The sequence below is a fragment of the Maribacter sp. Asnod1-A12 genome, from assembly GCF_045063735.1.
Taxonomy (GTDB): Bacteria; Bacteroidota; Bacteroidia; order Flavobacteriales; family Flavobacteriaceae; genus Maribacter.
In genome coordinates this window covers 2,649,387-2,670,731 of record NZ_JBEFNZ010000006.1, presented here as the reverse complement: position 1 = coordinate 2,670,731, position 21,345 = coordinate 2,649,387, and the positions used below count along the sequence as shown (strand labels likewise).

Below are 21,345 nucleotides of genomic sequence, written 5' to 3'. Positions count from 1 at the left end.
TAAAGAAAAGCTAGATTATAATTCCTTTGCGTTCTTAACTTTGACATCTGTGATAGCGATATCAATCACTTCAGACATTTCTTTTACGTAATGAAAAGTTAGTCCTTTCAAGTAAGATTCTTTAATTTCCTTAATATCACGCTCATTATCCGCACACAAAATAATCTCTTTAATCTTTGCTCTTTTGGCTGCAAGAATTTTTTCTTTTATTCCGCCTACAGGCAACACCTTACCACGTAAGGTAATTTCACCTGTCATTGCCAAACTCTTTTTAATTCGTTTTTGAGTAAACAAAGAAACTAAAGAAGTTAACATGGTAATACCAGCACTTGGTCCATCTTTTGGTGTAGCGCCTTCTGGCACGTGAATATGTACATTGTACTTTTCAAATACAGACGGATCTATACCAAAACGTTCTGCATTAGATTTTATGTATTCCATGGCAATGGTAGCAGACTCTTTCATGACTTTACCTAAGTTACCAGTAATACTCATAGAACCTTTACCTTTTGACAGTATAGATTCAATAAACAAAATATCACCCCCAACACTAGTCCAAGCTAAACCTGTAACCACACCTGCAACTTCATTATTTTCATATTTGTTACGCTCCATTTTTGGCGCGCCCAATACTTCTATAATATCTTCATTGCTCACCTTAATATCATACTCTTCTTCTGTAGCAATAGATTTAGCGGCATAACGAACCATTTTGGCTATTTGCTTTTCTAAAGAACGCACTCCAGATTCGCGCGTGTACCCTTCAACAATTTTTTCAAGTTGTGGCTTTCCTATTTTTAAGTTACTAGCATCTAAACCATGCTCTGTCAATTGCTTTGGCAATAAATGCTTTTTAGCAATCTCCACTTTTTCTTCAATGGTATATCCACTAACATTTATAATCTCCATACGGTCTCTAAGTGCCGGTTGAATACTTCCTAAATTATTGGCGGTAGCAACGAACATAACCTTAGATAAATCATAGCCCAACTCTAAAAAATTATCATGGAAATCACTATTCTGCTCAGGATCCAATACCTCTAACATTGCAGATGATGGATCACCTTGATTGCTGTTGGATAGTTTATCTATCTCATCTAAAATGAATACTGGATTTGAAGTACCTGCCTTTTTAAGACTTTGAATAATTCTACCTGGCATTGCACCTATGTAAGTTTTACGATGACCTCTAATCTCAGCTTCATCTCTTAATCCACCAAGTGACATACGTACATATTCTCTACCCAATGCCTCCGCAACAGATTTACCTAAAGATGTTTTACCAACTCCTGGAGGTCCGTAAAGACATAAAATTGGAGATTTCATATCATTTCGCAGTTTTAATACTGCTAAATATTCAATGATTCTTTTCTTAACATCTTCTAAACCATAATGATCACGGTCTAATATTCGTTGTGCTCTTTTTAAATCGAACTTATCTTTCGAATATTCTTTCCAAGGTAATTCCAACAAAAGATCTAAATAGTTTCTTTGAATAGAATACTCCGCAACTTGCGGATTCATTCGCTTCATTTTAGCTAATTCTTTATCGAAATGCTCTTTTACCTTTTTACCCCATTTCTTCTTTTTAGATTTGATTTTCATCTCCTCTAATTCCTCATCATAAGAAACACCACCCAATTCTTCTTGAATGGTTTTCATCTGCTGGTGCAAGAAGTATTCTCTTTGCTGTTGATCTAAGTCATTTCTAACTTTAGACTGTATATCGTTCTTAAGCTCCAGCTTTTGCATTTCAACATTCATATACTTCAATGTTGCCAATGCTCTTTCCTGTAAGCTACCTATTTCTAATAAATCCTGTTTTGCCTTTACATCTAAATTCAAATTAGAGGACACAAAATTTATCAAGAATGAATTACTTTGAATATTCTTTATAGCAAAAGATGCTTCACTAGGAATGTTTGGATTATCCCTAATGATCTTTAAGGCTAATTCTTTGATAGACTCTATTATCGCCAAGAATTCCTTATCGTTCTTTTCCGGTCTTACTTCTTCCGTCTCCCTTACCGTTGCTGTAAAATATGGCTTTTTGGTCAATACCTCAGCTATCTCAAAACGCTTTTTACCTTGTATGATTACTGTAGTATTACCATCGGGCATTTGTAGCACACGTAGTATTCTTGCAACCGTACCCAAGGTATTGATATCCTGCACATCTGGATTTTCAGTTTCCTCATCTTTCTGTGAAACCACGCCAATAACCTTAGAGCCATTATTAGCATCTTTTATCAATTGTATACTTTTATCTCTACCTGCAGTAATAGGAATTACCACACCCGGAAAAAGTACTGTATTTCTTAAAGGTAAAATAGGTAATGTTTCTGGCAAAGTCTCACTATTCATCTGCTCCTCATCTTCTGGGGTCAAAAGTGGTATTAGCTCAGAATCTTGATCTATTCCTTGTAAAGACATATTGTCAAAATTTGAAAATTTAGAATCTTCCATACTCATATATCGGTCATTCTGTCATTAAAAGAACAGAACTTTATTTTTATAAATTATACATAAATACTGTAATAGCAATGAAAACTAAGCGAATACAGCTTTTTACACCTTCAATTGCACATATGTATTTCAATTCCTGTGCCAACTGATTTATTTCATTTTAAAAATTGAACTTTATAAAAAGAAAGAATTTTTGATAATAATTCTAACAAACTGTAACAAACCGTAAATTGAATCATCTTTCAATAAACCAATCACTTTTTGAGCCAACAAAAGGAACATATTGATGAGCTAGTGCAATTGTGCTTAGCCGGTAAACAGAGTGCACAGCTAGAAGTGTACAACAGGTATTACAAGGCTATGTTCAATACATCTCTAAGAATCGTAAAAGACACTGCCCAAGCAGAAGACATTATGCAAGAATCGTTTTTAAGCGCATTTACGAAACTGCATACTTTTAAAGGGGAAGTAACTTTTGGATCTTGGTTAAAACGTATTGTTATCAACAACAGCATTCATCATTATAGAAAGCAACAAAAAAAGAATGAAGTTGCTTTAGATGAAGTATTGTACAAGGTCGAAGATAATGACGGAATTGCATCTGACCATGTGTTTACAGAACTAAAGGCTCAAAAAGTGATGGAAACCATGAAAGATTTAAAAGACAATTACAGAATTTCTTTGACCTTACATCTAATTGAAGGGTTTGATTATGATGAAATTTGCGAAATCATGAACATTAGCTATGCCAATTGCAGAACTACTGTTTCAAGAGCTAAAGAAAGTCTTAGAAAAAAATTAATACTCGCTGTCTAATGAAGAAAGATACTATTGACGAGCTTTTTATTGAGCTACAAGACAAAATGGATTATGCGGAACCCACCAGTGGGCACCAACTACGTTTTTTAGAAAAACTAAATGAATCTAAAGGTGTGGCAACGCTTGCTCCTAAGAAAAAGAATCCTTGGGTGCTATTTTTATCCGTTGCCGCTTCTTTTGCTATTCTATTATCTGTTGGAATATTTCAACTTAATACGGCTAGTAGCATTGAAGATCAGGTTGCAGAGATTTCACCTGAAGCTTCTAAGACCCAATTTTATTTTGCAAACCTAATCGAAGAGCAGATCAACGAACTGAATTCTGAAAAATCACCAGAAACAGAAAAAATTATTAATGATACTATGGCGCAATTGAAAAAACTTCAATTGAACTATACAAAAATGGAACAAGACCTTTTAAACGGTGGTAATAGTAAATTAATACTAAGCGCTATGATTACCAATTTCCAAACTAGAATAGACCTTTTAAACGAGGTAATGATACAGATTGAAAATATTAAATCAATTAAAAAATCGAATGATGAAAACTTTACTATATAAATATACTTGGCTATTAATGCTAGCCTTCACAACAGTCGCTACTGCCAATAACACCTCTTTTGACGGTAAGCATACAAGAGAGAAAACCATAAAAAAAGAGTTCAACGTTAATGCCAACGCTTTACTCAAAATAGATAACTCTTATGGAAATTTAAATATTACTTCATGGAACGAGAATAGGGTCGTTATTGAAGTTCATATTAAGACCAACGGAAACAACGAAGATAAAGTTCAGAAAAAATTGGATGAAATATCTGTTGACTTTGAAGCTAGTAGCGAACGCGTATCTGCAGAAACTATTTTCAACAAAAGTAGTAATGGCTGGGGATGGAGCTGGGGAAATAACAACAATGTTAATATGCAGATCAACTACACCATTAAAGTGCCGGTTAAAAACAATGTAGACCTTAGTAATGACTATGGTAATATTATATTAGATAGAATAGATGGTCATGCCAGAATTAGTTGTGACTACGGTAGATTAGAATTAGGAGAGCTTAGAGGGCGCAACAATAAATTAAATTTCGATTATACTTCTAAATCTACAATAGGCTATATCAACAGTGCCGAAATTAGAGCTGACTACTCTGGTTTTACTATTGACAAAGCCGGAGACCTTGCTATAAATGCCGATTATACAAACGCCAGCATTGGTACTATGGATAATTTGGAATACACCAGTAATTATGGAAATATGGATGTTTCTGAATTAAAAGATATAGATGGTAACGGCGACTATATAACCGTAAAACTAGGTGTTGTTCATGGTGATGTGTCCATCCGTGCAGACTATGGTTCTGTACGTATCAACGAACTAGCTGCGGATGCCGGTAATGTAGAAATAAGAACAGACTATACGGGAATAAAAATTGGGTACAACAGCGAATACCATTTTGATTTTGACATATCTACTAGTTATTCTGGAGTTAGCGGAAAAGACGATTTTACTATTAACATCAGTACTGAAAAATCTTCCGATAAACATTACGAAGGTTTTTACGGCTCTAAAGGAAGTGGGAATAGAATGACATTGTCTAGTGATTATGGTGGAATAAGTTTTACAAAAAAATAAATATCAATCAATCAATTAAAAATGAAAATCATGAAAAAATTAAGTTTATTACTATGTGCGGGATTCATATCCCTTTCCTGTTCAGCACAATGGGGAAAGACCATTAAAGGAAATGGAAACAATGTTACTATTGAAAGAAACACCGGTGATTATGATGGGGTAGCCGTATCTGGCTGGTTCGATGTTGACTTGGTTTCTGGCAACGAAGGAGAAATTACCTTAAAAGGAGAAGAAAATCTATTGGAATATATTATTACCGAAGTAAAGGACGGCAAATTGGTCATTAAAACAGAAAAAGGCGTTAACTTAAAATCAAGTAATTGGAAATCTGGAATTCATATTACAATACCAGTAGAATCAATTAGCCACGTTGCCATGTCTGGTTCTGGTGATATCGTTGGTAAGACAAAAATCAAAGCCGATAAATTCAGTACCGCAATGTCAGGATCAGGAGATATTACTTTAGATATAGATTCTAATTTAATTTCAGCCTCAATGTCTGGATCTGGAGATATTTCTTTAAGTGGTAAAACCACAGACTTTGAAGCTACTATTTCTGGCAGTGGCGATATTGAGGCATACGATCTTGAAGCTGACAATGTAGACGCTACGGTATCTGGCTCTGCAGATATACAGGTTACCGCAAACAAATCTTTAAAAGCGAGGGTTTCTGGTTCCGGTGATATTTCTTACAAAGGAAATCCGGAAAAAGTAAACACTAAAACTTCTGGTTCAGGTGACATTTCTAAAGGATAATATATAAAATAAAAATAGCGAACAATCAATTCAATTAAGCCTCTTTTAAAGGGGCTTTTTTTGATTCATCTACCTTAAATAACAATATTATACCACCTAAAAAGAATATAAATAAAAACAAAATGGCATAACGCATATTACTTACTTGGTCAATTATTGCAAAGAGTGCCATACCGATAACAATACCGATTTTTTCGGCGACATCATAAAAACTAAAGTATGAAGTGGTGTCTTCTGTTTCTGGTAAAAATTTCGAATAGGTAGATCTTCCTAAAGATTGAACACCTCCCATTACCAAACCTACAAAACCCGCTGCAATATAAAATTGGGTGGGTGTAATCATAAAATAAGCATAAATACATAATAACATCCAAATTGCATTTACAGCTATCAAGGTTTTTATATTACCGAATCTTTCAGATGCCTTAGAGGTGATTACAGCACCAACAATTGCCACCAATTGTATGACCAATACACTAATAATCAAACCTGTGGTTTTTTCGCTTTCCGTACCCCAAGCAATTTCTTTTTCTCCAAAATATACCGCAACCAACATAATTGTTTGAACAGCCATACTAAATACAAAAAAAGCATATAGATAACGTTTTAACCTTTCATTTTCTTTTAATTGACCCCAAACCACTTTAAGTTCTTTAAGACCATTAAACAAAACATCACGCGTTATTTTATGCCCCTTACCTACTCCTTTTGGTAGTACCCAAAATGTATACTGACTAAAAAGCAACCACCATACCCCTACGGTTATGAACGATATTCTCATCGCTTCTACTTTAGCGAGATTCAGCGTGTCTTCCGTATCACCAATATCAAATCCGAACCACTCTGGTTTCATCACCATGGCTAAATTCAACAATAATAAAAGAACACTACCAAAATATCCTAAAGAAAATCCTTTTGCACTTATACTATCTTGCTGATCTTCAAAAGCTATATCTGGTAAATATGAGTTATAAAAAACTAGACTGCCCCAATACCCTATTAATCCCATAAAATAGAAAAGAAGACTTACATGAACATTTTCTAAATCGAACCAATACAAACCCATACAACCTATACTACCCGCATAGCAGAAAAACTTCATGAACATTTTCTTATTACCCACATAATCTGCAATACCCGATAATACGGGTGATAAAAAGGCTACAACAAGAAAGGTAAAAGCAGTAACAATTGAAATGAGCACGGTCTGTTTCATATCGAAACCAAAAGCCGATACCAACTCATCTTTAGACGTAAATAGTGTAGAATAATATATAGGAAAAATTGAAGAAGCTATAGTTAGCGTATACACTGAATTTGCCCAGTCATAAAATGCCCAAGCGTTCAATAATTTTTTACTTCCTTTTACAACTTGTGTCTTCCCCATATATAAAAATAAAAGCCGTTCATTTCTGAACGGCTTCAATATACAATATTCCTTAACGTTTTATTGAAATTTAGTTACTCCAAATTTCGCAGCTTCAGATTCAGCATCTGGTGCCCAAGCTGTTAGATTATTTATTCTTGTATCGTTAGAAGGGTGTGTACTCATGAATTCTGGCGGTGCCTCTCCACCGCTGTTGGCCTTCATTCTTTTCCACAATTCTGCAGCTTCATAAGGATCATAACCTGCAATAGCCATAATCTGTAAGCCTATTCTATCAGCTTCTGTTTCGTGACTTCTACTAAACGGCAACATACCCAAATACTGAGTACCTACACCGTAAGCTTGATTAAACAAACCTAATGTTTGTTCATTTTTGATTGCAACATTACCAGCGACAGCACCTACTTGTTGTAATGTACCTGCGCTCATACGTTGTGCACCATGATCAGCCAGAGCATGTGCCACTTCATGACCCATAACCACAGCTACCCCTGTTTCTGTTTGAGTAATTGGCAATATACCTGTATAGAACACAATTTTACCACCTGGCATACACCATGCATTTACAGTTTCATCTTTTACCAAGTTATACTCCCAAGCATAATCTTGTAAATAACCTGGATGACCATTTGCAGTTAACCAACGTTCGGCAGCAGAAGAAATACGTTGACCCACCCTAGTAATCATTTGGGCATCTGTTGTACCGGCAACAACATTATTCTCAGTTAAAAAAGTATCATATTGTGCAAATGCAGATGGAAAAACTTGACTATTAGGATAAAAATTTAAAGTTTTTTGCCCTGTAAACGGGTTGACCTTACAGGCAGAAACAACTAAAAATACAGCTATAATTAATATTATTTTTTTCATTTTTTATCATTTAAAGTTAATGGCAGAAAGCTACGAAGTTATTGTTTTCCTAATAAATGCAATAAGGTAAAGTTTTTGTCTATTCGCAAATCATTATTTTTATTTACGGAGACACTCTCTAAAGCTATTTCTTCATTATCGACCATTACGCTCATAATTTCAAATGGCAATCCATGAAAGTTAAGTTTAATCTTATCATACTCTGTTTCAAAAGTTCCGTCTTTAAATAATTGAATGGTCAATGAGTTCTCTTTTCCCGTCAACTTATAATTACTTAGTGCATATCTTCCTTTTTTGTAATCATAACCATTAGTTGCATCTTCATAAACTTCAGAAGCCTCAGTACCTTCTTTAAAATATACTTCTAAAACTAATTCATCAATTTTCTTTTCACCTACATATTGTTGAATAGGATATTTAGGAATTACAGCACCCGCCTTGACAAAAATTGGCAACATATCTAATTCCGCAGCCACCCATTTTTCTTTACCCCCTGTTACATATTCATTGGTCCAAAAGTCATACCACTCTCCGCGAGGTATGTACATTCTTCGACCTTGTGCATTGGGTTCCTGAATAGGACAAACCAATATTTTTTCTCCGAAAATAAATTCATCTGTTCTAAAATGTGTCTGATTATCTTCTTGATCAAAAAACGCCAAAGATTGCACCATAGGTATATTTTCTTTAGTGTATTTATAAAACATTGTATATAAATATGGTAATAATTGGTACCTCAACTCAACAAATTTTCTAACAATATCGGTTATCTCCGAACCAAACGACCATGGTTCTTGATCTCCATGATCTCCACTTGAATGCACTCTACAAAAAGGATGAAAAATACCTAATTGTACCCATCTTGCAAAAAGCTCACCATCGGGTTGCTCGGCAAATCCGCCAATATCCGAACCTACAAACGAATACCCACTTAAACACATGCGCTGTACCTGTACATTGGCTATCCACAAGTGTTCCCAGGTGGCAACATTATCGCCTGTCCATGTAGAAGAATATCGCTGTGTACCTGCAAATGCAGCCCTTGTTATTACAAAAGGACGTTTAGGATAGACGTATTTCTTAACTCCCTCGTATGTGGCTCTCACCATTTGCATACCATACACATTATGCGCTTTTCGATGCGTACATGGGTGACCATCATAATCGTGGCGAGTATCTAAAGGTGCTGTTTTGGTCGGCACTTCCATAACTGCAGGCTCGTTCATATCGTTCCATACAGCATGAACACCTAACTCAGACATAAATTCTTTATATAGTTCTGCCCACCATTCACGAACTACAGGATTCGTAAAATCTGGAAAATTACACTCACCAGGCCATACCTTACCATGCATTAAGGGTCCATCTCCCCTTTTACAAAAATAATTATTCTCTAAAGCCTCATTATAAATCCAATAATCTCGATCTACTTTTATACCCGGATCAATCATAACAACAGTTTTAAAACCGTCTTCCTCAAGTTCTTGAATCATTCTTTTTGGATCGGGAAAATGATTTTTATCCCAAGTAAAACACCTAAATCCGTCCATGTAATCTATATCTAAATAGATAGCATCACAAGGAATCTGGTGTCTTCTAAATTCTGCAGCAATGTCTTTAACATTACTTTCAGGATAATAACTCCACTTAGATTGATGAAAACCTAATGCCCACATTGGTGGTAATTCTGGCGTACCGGTAAGACTCGAAAATGAACCTACAACTTTTGCCATATCCGGACCAAAAATGAAATAATAGTTCATTTCGCCACCATCTGCCCAGAAACTAGTGATGTTTCTTCTTTCTTGAGAAAAATCAAATCCTGTTTTAAAACTATTATCAAAATATATACCATAAGCTTTACCCTTATTCAAGCCTATGTAAAAAGGTATTGCCTTATATAAAGGATCCTGTTCTTTGGCAAATGCGAACTGGTCCATAACCCAATTTTCGACCCTTTTACCTTTTAAGTTACTGTGCATGGCCTTGTCGCCCATACCATAGAAGCTTTCACCAGATTGGGTTATTTTACTTAGCTTTACTGTATTGCCACCGTACTCATAATTCTCTTCCCAATGAAAACCCAATTCATCTTCGTTGATGATATTACCTTCTAAATCGGATATTTGAGTACGTAAAGTTTTCTTATCAACCAATATACTCAACCTAGCTGTTGCAATAATATATTCCGTATCGTTCTCTATTACCTCTAATTTGCTATACCCCATTGTTGCATCGGGGTCGATAGCATAAGAAAAATCTGGTTCGAAATTATAATTGGTTGCATACCTAAAGCGAAAAATACTACCTCTTAAAATGGTTATTTGTAAAATAACACCATTTTCTGAGGTAAAGTATAGCTTATCTGAGTCTTGTGAAAATTCAACGATATGGTTTGGATATAAATTACCTTTATATTCAAGCTCTGTATTTGTAATCATGAATCTATAAATTAAAAAAAATCATATTAATACTGATACTGATATTCTTTAAAGTAATCTAATGAAATACAATTACCTCAAGTTATTTCAGTATCACAATTCCTAAAGGCGGAATAGTTATCTCAAAAGATTTCTTATAACCATGAGATGGTTTAGTAGAAGCCTTTATCTTACTATTCAAATTACCGCCACCGCCATATTTGGTGTCATCACTATTTAAAACCTCTTTTAGCTTTCCTTTTTTAGGATTACCAATTCTATAGTTTTCACGTGGTACCGGTGTAAAATTACAAGCAATAATTAAATCATTCTCTTCATCATGTCCTTTACGAACGTAAGTTAACACCGAATTTTCGTGGTCACCATAATCTATCCATTGAAAACCATCTGGACTAAATTGCTTTTCATATAATGCCGGTGAACTTTTATATAGATGGTTTAAATCTTTTACAAAATCTTGAATTCCTTTGTGACCATCGTACTGTAATAAATGCCAATCTAAACTTTGCTCAAAATTCCACTCTGCCGTTTGACCGAATTCACCACCCATAAACATTAATTTAGTACCTGGATGTGTGAACATGTACCCGAACAATAGTCTTAAATTAGCAAATCTTTGCCATTCATCTCCAGGCATTCTGTAAACTAATGACTGCTTACCATAAACAACCTCATCATGTGAAAATGGTAACATGAAATGCTCAGTAAAAGCATAAGTCATGCTAAATGTCAAATCGTTCTGATGGTGCTTTCTATATATCGGTTCTTTCTGAAAAAACTGCAATGTATCATGCATCCACCCCATCATCCATTTCATACCAAAACCTAATCCACCATGCTCCACAGGTTTTGAAACACCAGAAAACGCTGTAGATTCTTCAGCAATAGTCTGTACGCCATCAAAGCTAGAATAAACGGCTTCATTCAATTCACGAATAAATGACATTGCTTCTAAATTTTCGTTATTGCCATACATATTGGGCTCCCACTCTCCATCTTCCCTAGAATAATCTAAATACAACATAGATGCCACTGCATCTACACGAAGACCATCGACATGAAATTGGTCTAACCAAAATATAGCGTTACTTATAAGGAAAGCCCTTACTTCATTTCTTCCATAATTGAAAATCAAACTTTTCCAATCGGTATGGTATCCTTTTCTTCTATCTGGATGCTCATACAAATTAGAACCATCAAAAAAACCTAGACCATGTGCATCTTCTGGAAAATGCGATGGTACCCAATCTAAAATTACACCAATATCATTTTGATGAAAAGTATCTACTAATAATTTAAATTCTTCTGGCGAACCAAACCTTGATGTTGGAGCAAAATATCCAGTTAACTGATACCCCCAAGAAGGGTCATAGGGGTATTCCATAATAGGCATAAACTCTACATGAGTATACCCCATTTCGTTAACATAACTTACAAGATCGGTCGCATATTCCTTATAAGTTAAAAACTTACCTTCAGCATTTTTTTTCCAAGAACCCAAGTGCACCTCGTAAACAGAATATGGCTTATCCAGACCATTTTTATCTTTTCTATAGCCCATCCAAGCATCATCTTTCCAATCATGCTCTGCAGTCCATATTATCGATGCTGTGTTTGGCGGATGTTCACAGTACCTAGCAAATGGATCAGCTTTTTCTGTCCAAATATCATTATTATTTGATTGTATTTTATACTTATAGATTTCTCCTTTACCAATACTAGGTATAAAACCTTCCCAAATTCCGCTAGAATCCCAACGAACATTTAGTTGATGTTGCTCAACATCCCAAGAATTAAAATTACCAACAACTGAAACGGTTTTTGCAGACGGTGCCCATACGGCAAAGTATGTACCCTGTACACCATCAACTTCTACTAGATGAGATCCTAATTTCTCATATAGTCTATAATGCTTCCCTCCTTTAAAAAGATTAATATCAAAATCTGTAAATAATGAGTGAACTTTTACGTTAGGCATACAAAAGGTTTATTTTGGCAAAGCTAATCATCTTTTAAAGACGATCAACTTTAATTATTTTTTGTTGAAAATATAGCAGTTAATATCCGATTTAAATATCTAAATACCAAAAATGGAACGCTTTTTGAAACAACAATTCAATATTTAAACATAAATCGATTAATTATAACATTATGAAAAAACTGAATTTATTTTTTGGAGCATTGGTAACCATATTTTTTATATCGTGCGAAGGACCACAAGGACCTGCCGGTTTTGATGGTGTAGATGGCGAAAGCGGACTTATAGGCCAAGTGGTAGATATAGAAGGGTCATTTACTTTAGATAACGACTATTCAATCTTTTACGAATTTCCGCAAACTATAGAAGTTTTTGATACTGATGTTGTACTTGTTTATATGCTTTGGGAAACAACTGAAGATAGCAATGGTGATTTGGTTGATATCTGGAGATTAATGCCACAAACTAGAATTTTAGATCAAGGTCTTCTACAATATAATTTCGATTATACTTTTTTTGATGTGAGCATATTTTTAGAATCAGATTTTGACCTAGCTACATTACAAGCAGGTGATACTGATAATCAAGTTTTTAGAATAGCCATTTTACCTGCAGATTCTGCTACTGGTAAACTAGACACTTCTAACATTATTTCCGTAATGGCACATTTAGGTGTAACAGAAGATAGTATTCAAAAAGTTACATTAGATTAACACCCCTAAGAAAGTAACCTATTTTAAGCCAAAGCCTTTAGGAACCTTCAAAGGCTTTTTTAATACAATTTTTAAAACCCTAACTTGAAAAATTCCGTAAATAAGATACATTGAAAGGAATACCTAAACTTATCGACAGAAATAAAAAATTGATAAAATGAAAATAAATATCCTAATTGCACTTATAGTACTTTTTGTAAGTTGCAAAGGCACTTCTCAGAAAAAAGAAATGGCCGTTGTTAAAAATGATACGAAGAAAAAAGAATTCGCTATTCAAAAATCGAATAGTGAATGGAAAAAAGAGCTTACTGATGATCAATACTATGTACTACGTGAAGCCGCTACCGAAAACCCCTTTACCAGTGAAATATTAAACAATAAAGAAAAAGGAACTTACGTTTGTGCCGCCTGTGCTACTCCCCTTTTTAAAAGTTATACAAAATTTGATTCCGGTACGGGATGGCCAAGTTTCTATGAAGAGATTGAAGGCAACGTAGCCTATGATGTAGATTATAAAATTGGTTACAAAAGAACCGAAGAACATTGCGCCACTTGTGGAGGTCATTTAGGTCATGTTTTTGAGGACGGACCAAATCCTACAGGTTTACGTCATTGCATAAATGGTGTAGCTTTAAATTTTGTTCCCGCAGAATAATTTTCCACTAAATATATTAGATACAAGAGGCCTTTAAAGGCCTCTTGTTCGTTTCTATAACATTCATAGCAAACTAAATAGACCTATTTCAAAATATCACAATTTCATATTAAAGGTCATATTTTAAAATCCTACAATCAATCTCAATAAGGTTTTGTATTTTTGCTCTTCAATTAAAACTACAAAAAATCAAAATATGAGCACTTTCGATATTATTGTTTTAGGTAGTGGTCCTGGTGGATATGTTACCGCTATTAGGGCTGCACAATTAGGCTTTAAGACTGCCGTTATTGAAAAAGAGAGTTTAGGCGGTGTTTGCTTAAATTGGGGTTGTATACCTACCAAAGCCCTATTAAAATCTGCACAAGTATTTGAATATTTGAAACATGCAGAAGATTATGGTTTAAAAATCAAAGGTGCCGATAAAGATTTTGATGCTGTAGTAAAAAGAAGCCGTGGCGTTGCCGAAGGTATGAGCAAAGGTGTTCAGTTCTTAATGAAGAAGAATAAAATTGAGGTTATCAAAGGTTACGGAACCTTAAAAGCAGGAAAGAAAGTTTCGGTAAAAGCCGAAGATGGCTCTACCACTGAATACAGTGCTAATAATATTATCGTTGCTACAGGAGCAAGAAGTCGTGAATTACCGAGCTTACCACAAGATGGCAAAAAAATCATTGGATACAGAGAGGCTATGACTTTAGGTAAACAACCTAAAAAAATGATTGTTGTTGGTAGTGGTGCAATTGGTATTGAGTTCGCTTATTTCTATAACTCTATGGGAACCGAGGTTACCGTAGTTGAATATTTACCCAATATTGTACCTGTTGAAGACGAAGATGTTTCTAAACAATTGGAAAGAAGCTTCAAAAAAGCGGGAGTCAAAATAATGACTTCGGCAGAAGTAACTTCTGTCGACACTTCTGGCGATGGAGTAAAAGCTACCGTAAAAACAGCAAAAGGAGAAAAGGTTTTAGAGGCCGATATCGTATTATCTGCAGTTGGTATTAAAACCAATATAGAAAATATTGGACTAGAAGATGTAGGTATCGCTACAGACCGTGATAAAATTCTGGTTAATGATTATTATCAAACCAACATACCTGGGTACTATGCCATTGGTGATGTAACACCAGGACCAGCTCTTGCCCACGTTGCATCTGCCGAAGGTATTTTATGCGTTGAAAAATTAGCAGAAATGCATGTAGAGCCACTAGATTATGGCAACATACCAGGTTGTACATACTGTTCTCCTGAAATTGCTTCTGTTGGTTTAACCGAAAAACAAGCTAAAGAAAAAGGTATCGATATTAAAGTTGGTAAATTTCCTTTCTCCGCAAGTGGTAAAGCAAAAGCTTCTGGTGCTTCTGACGGATTCGTAAAAGTAATTTTCGATGCCAAATATGGCGAATGGTTAGGTTGCCATATGATCGGTGCAGGCGTTACAGACATGATAGCCGAAGCTGTTCTTGGTCGTAAACTAGAAACTACCGGGCATGAAGTTTTAAAAGCTATTCACCCTCACCCAACCATGAGTGAAGCTGTTATGGAAGCTGTTGCTGCAGCATATGATGAGGTTATTCACTTATAATTAATTAAAAAAATCATAGCATGTTAAAATTATTTCGAGCAACGGCAATTTTAGAAGGAATCTCCTATTTGGCGTTGTTCGGAGTAACTATGCCTTTAAAATATTGGGCAGAAATACCAGAACCTAATAAATTGGTAGGTTACGCCCACGGCGTACTTTTCATTGTCTTTATCGCCCTAACCCTAATTGTTGGGTTTACCCATAAATGGAGCTTTAAAAAAGTATTTATTTTCGGTATCGCATCACTACTACCTTTTGCTACTTTCTATGTAGAAGAGAAATATTTAAGACCTGAAGACAACGCTTAAAACTCATTTACCATTTAGTCAAGACTCACCTATATGAGTAACCATCAAAAATGGTACTGATAGTTCATTTTAGAAGTAAGTACTAAAAGTGCTTTTAAAATTACACTACTTAAAATAAAAAGCTCTCAATAGCCAAATCATAGCTTTTTAAACCAAAGCCAAGTATAACACCACTTGCTGCTGGCGATATATAAGATATATGCCTAAACTCTTCGCGCTGGTGTGTATTAGATATGTGAACTTCTATCACAGGTGCTTCAACTGCTTTTACGGCATCGCCAATACCCACCGATGTATGTGTGTACGCTGCGGCATTCAACACGATACCATCATATGAAAAACCGGTTTCCTGTATTTTAGAAATCAACTCCCCTTCAATATTTGATTGAAAATATTCCAATTCAACATCTTTAAATTTGAATTGCAGTTTTGAAAAGTAATCTTCAAAAGTTTCTGAACCGTATACTTCTGGCTCCCTTTTTCCTAATAAATTTAAGTTGGGACCATTTATAATGATAATCTTCATACATCAAAAATAACGAATGTTACCTTATAATGAATTAGAAATATTAGAAGTAAATTAAAGTATTTCTCTAGCGACGAGTTCTATATTTAGGCTCGAAATTGTAAACGATTCCCAAGGTCACTGTAGACCATGTAGTTTCTTCAATATCAATACCTGTATAAGAAAAATTGACCTCAACACTTGAACTCATTAAATAAGCTATTGTTGGTCTGTAATACAAACCACCCTCATTACCTTCATTAATGCCCATTGCATAGCCTACATTGCCTCCAAATGAGAAATAATTTGATGTCCAAAAACGAACCCCTGCAGACAGTGGCAAAAACTGAACAGCCTCTTGCTCTTCTCTAATAATCGTTGTTTGAAAGGTTTCCGCAAAACCATGTATATAACCTACTGCGGGTCCTATATCCACTACTTCACCAAGCGGATACATGTATGAGAAATCTGCCCCTAACACAATACTTACCGCTTCATTATAATCATCTAGCGGAATACCTCCTTGAATACCGAATTTGAAGCCTTCTTGAGCAAAAACTCCGGTTGAAAGACTTAAGGCAAATAATAAAATGAAAAACTTATTCATGGTATGGTTGGTTTATTTTCTTCAAAAATAAAGGTAAGACTAAGCTTATAGGCATCTTTGTTGTGAATATGTCAAAAGTAGTTGTACAGCTTGCATTTAAATAGGTGTCATGTTATACTAATTAGAAAATTTACACCAAATAATTCCGCGTTTATTTCTAAGCGCTATAATTTATGCCTTACAGAATTAACGTATTCTCTATCTTTAAACCATGAATTGGAAACACGCGCTAAAAGATTACACCACCTATTTAAAGCTTGAGCGTGGTCTATCAAAAAACTCTATTCAGAGCTATACTATGGATATTGAGAAATTGATGTCTTTTCTTGAAACCCATGATGTGAATACTACCCCAATTCTTATAGATAAAAGCACTGTTCAACAGTTCATTTATGAAATTGCCAAAGTGGTTAACCCAAGGTCACAGGCACGTATAATATCCGGACTCAAAAGTTTCTTCAACTATCTCATTTTTGAAGATTACAGAAAAGACAACCCATTAGATTTAATAGAATCGCCAAAAATTGGACGCAAATTACCAGATACACTTTCTGAAAATGAAATAGATAAATTGATAGGCGCTATAGATTTAAGTTCCGCTGAAGGAGAACGCAACAGGGCAATGTTAGAAACTTTATATGGCTGCGGACTTAGAGTTTCTGAACTTATAGGATTGAAAATATCAGATTTGTTTTTTGAGGAAGATTTTATTAAAGTTACCGGCAAAGGAGACAAACAACGCTTTGTACCTATTAGTGCAGTGAACAAAAAATATATTGATATTTATAGAAATGAAATTAGAGTTCACTTAAAAATACAGGAAGGATTTCAAGATATTCTATTTCTTAACCGACGTGGCAGGCAACTTACCAGAGCAATGATATTTACCATTGTAAAAAACTTAGCCATAACAATTGATTTAAAGAAAAGCATTAGTCCCCATACCTTCAGACATTCTTTTGCTACTCACTTACTGGAAAACGGAGCCGATTTACGCTCTATACAACAAATGCTAGGTCATGAGAGTATTACTACTACAGAAATTTACATGCATGTAGACCGTTCGCATTTAGCAGAGGTCATGAATACCTATCACCCTAGAACAAATCATTAAAAAGACATGCTCCGGAACGTAGTCCGCATCATTATAATTACAGAAAATTAGTTGAAAACAACCTAATCTTTAAACTGACTGTAATCTCTTTTAAATGGACGGATAATTAATCGTGCTTCACGATCAAATCGTATGTAATTATATACCCAATTGATAAATACTACCATTCTGTTTCTAAATCCGATCAAGAAAAAAAGGTGTACGAACATCCAAACAAACCAAGCAAAAATACCTTGGAACCTTAATTTCTTAATATCGCAAACCGCTTTGTTTCTTCCAATAGTAGCCATACTACCTTTATCAAAATAGACAAATGGCTTCATAGGCTTGTTCTCTATTAGGTTCACTAAGTTTTTACCCAATAAATTTCCTTGTTGAATTGCCGATTGCGCTACCATTGGGTGCCCACGAGGATTGTCTTCTGTTGCCATGCAAGCAATATCACCTATAGCAAATATATCTGGATGACCTATTACCTGATTATATTCGTTTACATTTATTCTATTTCCTCCAGCAATTACACCTTCTGCATCTAAACCTTTTATACCGGCTCCTTTTACCCCTGCAGCCCAAACTACAGTAGCTGCATCGAATTTAAGATCTGTTTTTGTGGTTACTGTTTTACCATTATACCCGGTAACCCGAACTCCTTTCCAAACTTGTACTCCTAATTTTTCTAAGAAGTCCTCTGCTTTTTTTGATGCTTGCGCACTAAAACCCGGCAATAAGCAATCTCCTCCTTGCACTAAATTTATCTGTGCCCTTCTAGTATCTAAATCCGGATAGTCTTTTGGTAAAATACCTTTCTTTATTTCTGCCAAGGCACCAGACAACTCTACCCCTGTTGGTCCACCACCTACAATTACGAAATTCATTAACGCGTCTCTTTCATGATAATCATCTGTAAGAAGCGCTTGTTCAAAATTCTCTAATATTAAACTACGAAGATTCAATGATTGTGGAATAGACTTCATGGACATCGCATTCTTTTCAATCTCCTTATTCCCAAAGAAGTTGGTTACAGAACCTGTTGCTACAACCAAATAGTCAAAACTAATTTCTCCAATATTAGTATTCAACTTTTTGGCAGCCGTGTCTATATTATCTACTTCAGCTAAGCGGAAATAAAAATTATCATAACCTATTAAAACTTTACGCAAAGGGTATGCTATCGAATCTGGCTCAAGACCGCCTGTAGATACTTGATACAATAATGGTTGAAAAGTATGGTAATTATTCTTATCGATAAGAACGACCTGTACTTCTTGTTTACTTAATTTTTTAGCTAGAGAGACTCCGCCAAAACCACCACCTATTATGACAATTCTAGGATAGCTCGAAAGTGGTATGTTCATAGTATGAATACTTAAATGCGAAATTAAACAAATGGACTTCTACTTTAAAATAATTATGTGTTTTTAGTATCTTTAAGGTCTAACTCAAACAATCACCAAAATGCGCAAAACCCTTATTTTATTGGCAGTACTCGGTACTTCCTTTTATTCGATGAATGCTCAAAAGAGCGAAAAAGATATTATTAAAAATTTAGAGCGAAAAAGTGACGAATACGGAATTATAGCTCAAAATATTTGGGAATTCGCAGAAATGGGATACCAAGAAGAACAAAGTTCCGGTCTTCTTCAAAAGACGTTACAAGATGCTGGTTTTACTATCAAAAAAGGTGTTGCCGGTATACCAACTGCTTTTATAGCCGAATACGGTAGTGGCAGTCCGGTAATTGCCATTATGGGTGAATTCGATGCCTTACCTGGTCTTTCTCAAAAAGCGGTCTCTGAAAAGGAATCTGCTGGTGCGGCGGCAGGTCATGCATGTGGGCACCATTTATTTGGTACGGCTTCTACAGCTGCTGCTATCTCAACTAAAGAATGGTTAGAGGCGAACAAATCTAAGGGTACTATTCGTTTTTACGGTACACCAGCGGAAGAAGGTGGATCAGGAAAAGTATATATGGTTCGCGAAGGACTTTTTAATGATGTAGATATCGCTTTACATTGGCACCCTGGAGCACAAAATGCTGCAAGTGCCGGCGCAGCTTTGGCTAACAAATCGGCTAAATTTAGATTTCACGGTATTTCTGCTCATGCCGCAGCATCACCAGACAAAGGTCGTTCTGCATTAGATGGCGTTGAAGCTATGGATATGATGATAAATATGATGCGTGAGCATATACCACAAGAAGCTAGAATTCATTATGTAATTACAGATGGTGGTAAAGCACCTAACGTTATTCCTGATTTTGCAGAAGTGTACTACTATGCCCGCCATAATAGACGTGACGTAGTTATAGAAATTTTTGATCGCATGGTAAAAGCTGCAGAAGGTGCTGCATTGGGTACCGGTACAACTATGGATTATGAAATGATCGGTGGTACGCATGAGCTATTAGCCAACTTAACATTACAAAAAGTGATGCATGAAAACTTATCTGAAGTAGGCGGAATGGAATATACAGTCGAGGAAAAAGAATTTGCAGATAAAATTGCAAAAACTTTGGGTCAAGAAGAGGCTGATCTTACTACGGCAAAAAATGTACAACCATATAAAACCGAAGCTAAAGCATTTGGTTCTACAGATGTTGGCGATGTTAGTTTCACCGTACCAACTGTTGGTTTTAGTACTGCTACTTGGGTACCAGGTACACCGGCGCATAGCTGGCAAGCAGTTGCCGCTGGCGGGACATCTATAGGTAACAAAGGCATGATGATCGCTGCAAAAACATTGACCATGACAGCAATTGATTTATTCAAGGATAAAAAATTGGTAGCAGCTGCCAAAGCTGAGTTCTTAGAAAAAAGAGGTGCAGATTTCAATTATATTCCGCTTTTGGGGGATAGAGCTCCAGCACTAGATTACAGAAAATAATTTTAGAAGTATATACGATAAAAAGTGCCAAAGTCAATTTTGGCACTTTTTTTATTTTATTAAAGAATTCTTGTAACAAATGAAACTTTTATTAGACTAACATGCTAACAACAACCAACCAATAGTGAAGAAAGATCTTGAACACAAATTTGTGACCGAGCTACAGGACAATCAAAATATTGTCCATAAAGTCTGTACCCTGTATACAAATGACCGCGACTCTCACAATGATCTGTTTCAAGAAATCACTATTCAATTATGGAAAGCATACCCTAAATTTAGGGGTGATGCAAAGTTTAGTACATGGATGTATCGTGTGGCATTGAATACCGCCATCACTTTATACCGAAAAAATAAAAGAAGAATTGATACCGCTGATTATGAGTCTATAATTTTTAAAATCAAGGCAGATGAGTATGATGAAACCGAAGAATTGCAATTAAAGCTGATGTACAAAGCGGTAAAGCAGTTGAACGATGTTGACAAAGCATTGGTTTTTTTATATCTGGAGGATAAAAATTATACTGAAATCTCAGAAACTTTGGGTATTACCGAAGTAAATGCACGAGTGAAGATGAATCGTATCAAAACAAAATTAAGAACCATTTTGAACCCATAAGAGT

General features: G+C 35.3%; 19 protein-coding genes. 11 read left to right on the top strand and 8 right to left on the bottom strand.

The window, feature by feature from the left end; translation table 11 throughout:
* Nucleotides 1-15: 15 nt before the first annotated feature.
* Entirely contained in the window at nucleotides 16-2,466 is a 2,451-nt protein-coding gene (lon, locus tag ACJJVP_RS11365) for an endopeptidase La (RefSeq protein WP_405416177.1), read from the bottom strand.
* A gap of 261 nt (nucleotides 2,467-2,727) precedes the next feature.
* Here lon and ACJJVP_RS11360 point away from each other — a divergent pair, with 261 nt between their 5' ends.
* The 4 genes from ACJJVP_RS11360 to ACJJVP_RS11345 are packed head-to-tail and all read left to right on the top strand — an operon-like array spanning nucleotide 2,728 to nucleotide 5,673.
* On the top strand, nucleotides 2,728-3,282 hold the full coding sequence (locus ACJJVP_RS11360; protein WP_396633835.1) for an RNA polymerase sigma factor: 555 nt from the start codon (nucleotides 2,728-2,730) through the stop codon (nucleotides 3,280-3,282).
* Nucleotides 3,282-3,845: a hypothetical protein gene (locus ACJJVP_RS11355; protein WP_036155746.1), complete on the top strand. Its 564-nt coding sequence runs from the start codon at nucleotides 3,282-3,284 to the stop codon at nucleotides 3,843-3,845. The genes ACJJVP_RS11360 and ACJJVP_RS11355 overlap by 1 nt, the downstream gene beginning before the upstream one ends.
* A complete protein-coding gene (locus ACJJVP_RS11350) occupies nucleotides 3,826-4,917 on the top strand; it encodes a hypothetical protein (RefSeq protein ID WP_405413773.1) in 1,092 nt (363 codons plus the stop codon). Before ACJJVP_RS11355 ends, ACJJVP_RS11350 begins: the two co-directional genes overlap by 20 nt.
* A 30-nt stretch (nucleotides 4,918-4,947) precedes the next feature.
* Nucleotides 4,948-5,673: a head GIN domain-containing protein gene (locus tag ACJJVP_RS11345; protein WP_405413771.1), complete on the top strand. Its 726-nt coding sequence runs from the start codon at nucleotides 4,948-4,950 to the stop codon at nucleotides 5,671-5,673.
* Between the two features lie 34 nt (nucleotides 5,674-5,707).
* Here ACJJVP_RS11345 and ACJJVP_RS11340 read toward each other — a convergent pair whose 3' ends face one another.
* The 4 genes from ACJJVP_RS11340 to glgB form a co-directional block, all read right to left on the bottom strand.
* Complete coding sequence (locus ACJJVP_RS11340; protein ID WP_405413770.1) at nucleotides 5,708-7,060, bottom strand: MFS transporter; 1,353 nt, start codon at nucleotides 7,058-7,060, stop codon at nucleotides 5,708-5,710.
* A 60-nt stretch (nucleotides 7,061-7,120) separates the two neighbouring features.
* Nucleotides 7,121-7,930 (bottom strand): M48 family metallopeptidase, encoded by an 810-nt coding sequence (locus tag ACJJVP_RS11335; protein ID WP_405413768.1) that lies wholly within the window; start codon nucleotides 7,928-7,930, stop codon nucleotides 7,121-7,123.
* Nucleotides 7,931-7,968: 38 nt separating this feature from the next.
* Nucleotides 7,969-10,371, bottom strand: coding sequence for a glycoside hydrolase family 31 protein (locus tag ACJJVP_RS11330; protein ID WP_405413766.1), 2,403 nt, complete (start codon nucleotides 10,369-10,371; stop codon nucleotides 7,969-7,971).
* Between the two features lie 82 nt (nucleotides 10,372-10,453).
* Nucleotides 10,454-12,349, bottom strand: a complete 1,896-nt coding sequence (gene glgB, locus ACJJVP_RS11325) for a 1,4-alpha-glucan branching protein GlgB (RefSeq protein WP_405413765.1) — start codon at nucleotides 12,347-12,349, stop codon at nucleotides 10,454-10,456.
* 173 nt (nucleotides 12,350-12,522) lie between these two features.
* Here glgB and ACJJVP_RS11320 point away from each other — a divergent pair, with 173 nt between their 5' ends.
* The 4 genes from ACJJVP_RS11320 to ACJJVP_RS11305 all read left to right on the top strand — a co-directional run bounded on the left by ACJJVP_RS11320 (nucleotide 12,523) and on the right by ACJJVP_RS11305 (nucleotide 15,613).
* Nucleotides 12,523-13,062 (top strand): collagen-like protein, encoded by a 540-nt coding sequence (locus ACJJVP_RS11320; RefSeq protein WP_405413764.1) that lies wholly within the window; start codon nucleotides 12,523-12,525, stop codon nucleotides 13,060-13,062.
* A gap of 157 nt (nucleotides 13,063-13,219) precedes the next feature.
* Nucleotides 13,220-13,717 (top strand): peptide-methionine (R)-S-oxide reductase MsrB, encoded by a 498-nt coding sequence (msrB, locus tag ACJJVP_RS11315; protein WP_405413762.1) that lies wholly within the window; start codon nucleotides 13,220-13,222, stop codon nucleotides 13,715-13,717.
* A gap of 196 nt (nucleotides 13,718-13,913) precedes the next feature.
* Nucleotides 13,914-15,305, top strand: coding sequence for a dihydrolipoyl dehydrogenase (lpdA, locus tag ACJJVP_RS11310; RefSeq protein WP_405413760.1), 1,392 nt, complete (start codon nucleotides 13,914-13,916; stop codon nucleotides 15,303-15,305).
* Between the two features lie 20 nt (nucleotides 15,306-15,325).
* Nucleotides 15,326-15,613 carry a DUF3817 domain-containing protein gene (locus ACJJVP_RS11305; protein WP_405413759.1) on the top strand — a complete coding sequence of 96 codons (288 nt, stop codon included), beginning with the start codon at nucleotides 15,326-15,328 and terminating at the stop codon, nucleotides 15,611-15,613.
* Nucleotides 15,614-15,722: 109 nt separating this feature from the next.
* Here ACJJVP_RS11305 and aroQ read toward each other — a convergent pair whose 3' ends face one another.
* Nucleotides 15,723-16,139, bottom strand: coding sequence for a type II 3-dehydroquinate dehydratase (aroQ, locus tag ACJJVP_RS11300; RefSeq protein ID WP_405413758.1), 417 nt, complete (start codon nucleotides 16,137-16,139; stop codon nucleotides 15,723-15,725).
* 67 nt (nucleotides 16,140-16,206) lie between these two features.
* Complete coding sequence (locus tag ACJJVP_RS11295) at nucleotides 16,207-16,725, bottom strand: outer membrane beta-barrel protein (RefSeq protein WP_405413757.1); 519 nt, start codon at nucleotides 16,723-16,725, stop codon at nucleotides 16,207-16,209.
* Nucleotides 16,726-16,936: 211 nt separating this feature from the next.
* Between ACJJVP_RS11295 and xerD the strand changes: the two genes are divergently transcribed.
* Nucleotides 16,937-17,839: a site-specific tyrosine recombinase XerD gene (gene xerD / locus ACJJVP_RS11290; protein ID WP_405413756.1), complete on the top strand. Its 903-nt coding sequence runs from the start codon at nucleotides 16,937-16,939 to the stop codon at nucleotides 17,837-17,839.
* Between the two features lie 62 nt (nucleotides 17,840-17,901).
* Here the strand turns inward: xerD and ACJJVP_RS11285 are convergent, their stop codons facing one another.
* Complete coding sequence (locus ACJJVP_RS11285; protein ID WP_405413755.1) at nucleotides 17,902-19,194, bottom strand: NAD(P)/FAD-dependent oxidoreductase; 1,293 nt, start codon at nucleotides 19,192-19,194, stop codon at nucleotides 17,902-17,904.
* A gap of 100 nt (nucleotides 19,195-19,294) precedes the next feature.
* Here ACJJVP_RS11285 and ACJJVP_RS11280 point away from each other — a divergent pair, with 100 nt between their 5' ends.
* Both ACJJVP_RS11280 and ACJJVP_RS11275 read left to right on the top strand, forming a co-directional pair.
* Complete coding sequence (locus ACJJVP_RS11280) at nucleotides 19,295-20,722, top strand: amidohydrolase (RefSeq protein WP_405413754.1); 1,428 nt, start codon at nucleotides 19,295-19,297, stop codon at nucleotides 20,720-20,722.
* Between the two features lie 124 nt (nucleotides 20,723-20,846).
* Nucleotides 20,847-21,341, top strand: a complete 495-nt coding sequence (locus ACJJVP_RS11275; RefSeq protein ID WP_036155776.1) for an RNA polymerase sigma factor — start codon at nucleotides 20,847-20,849, stop codon at nucleotides 21,339-21,341.
* Nucleotides 21,342-21,345: the final 4 nt, after the last annotated feature.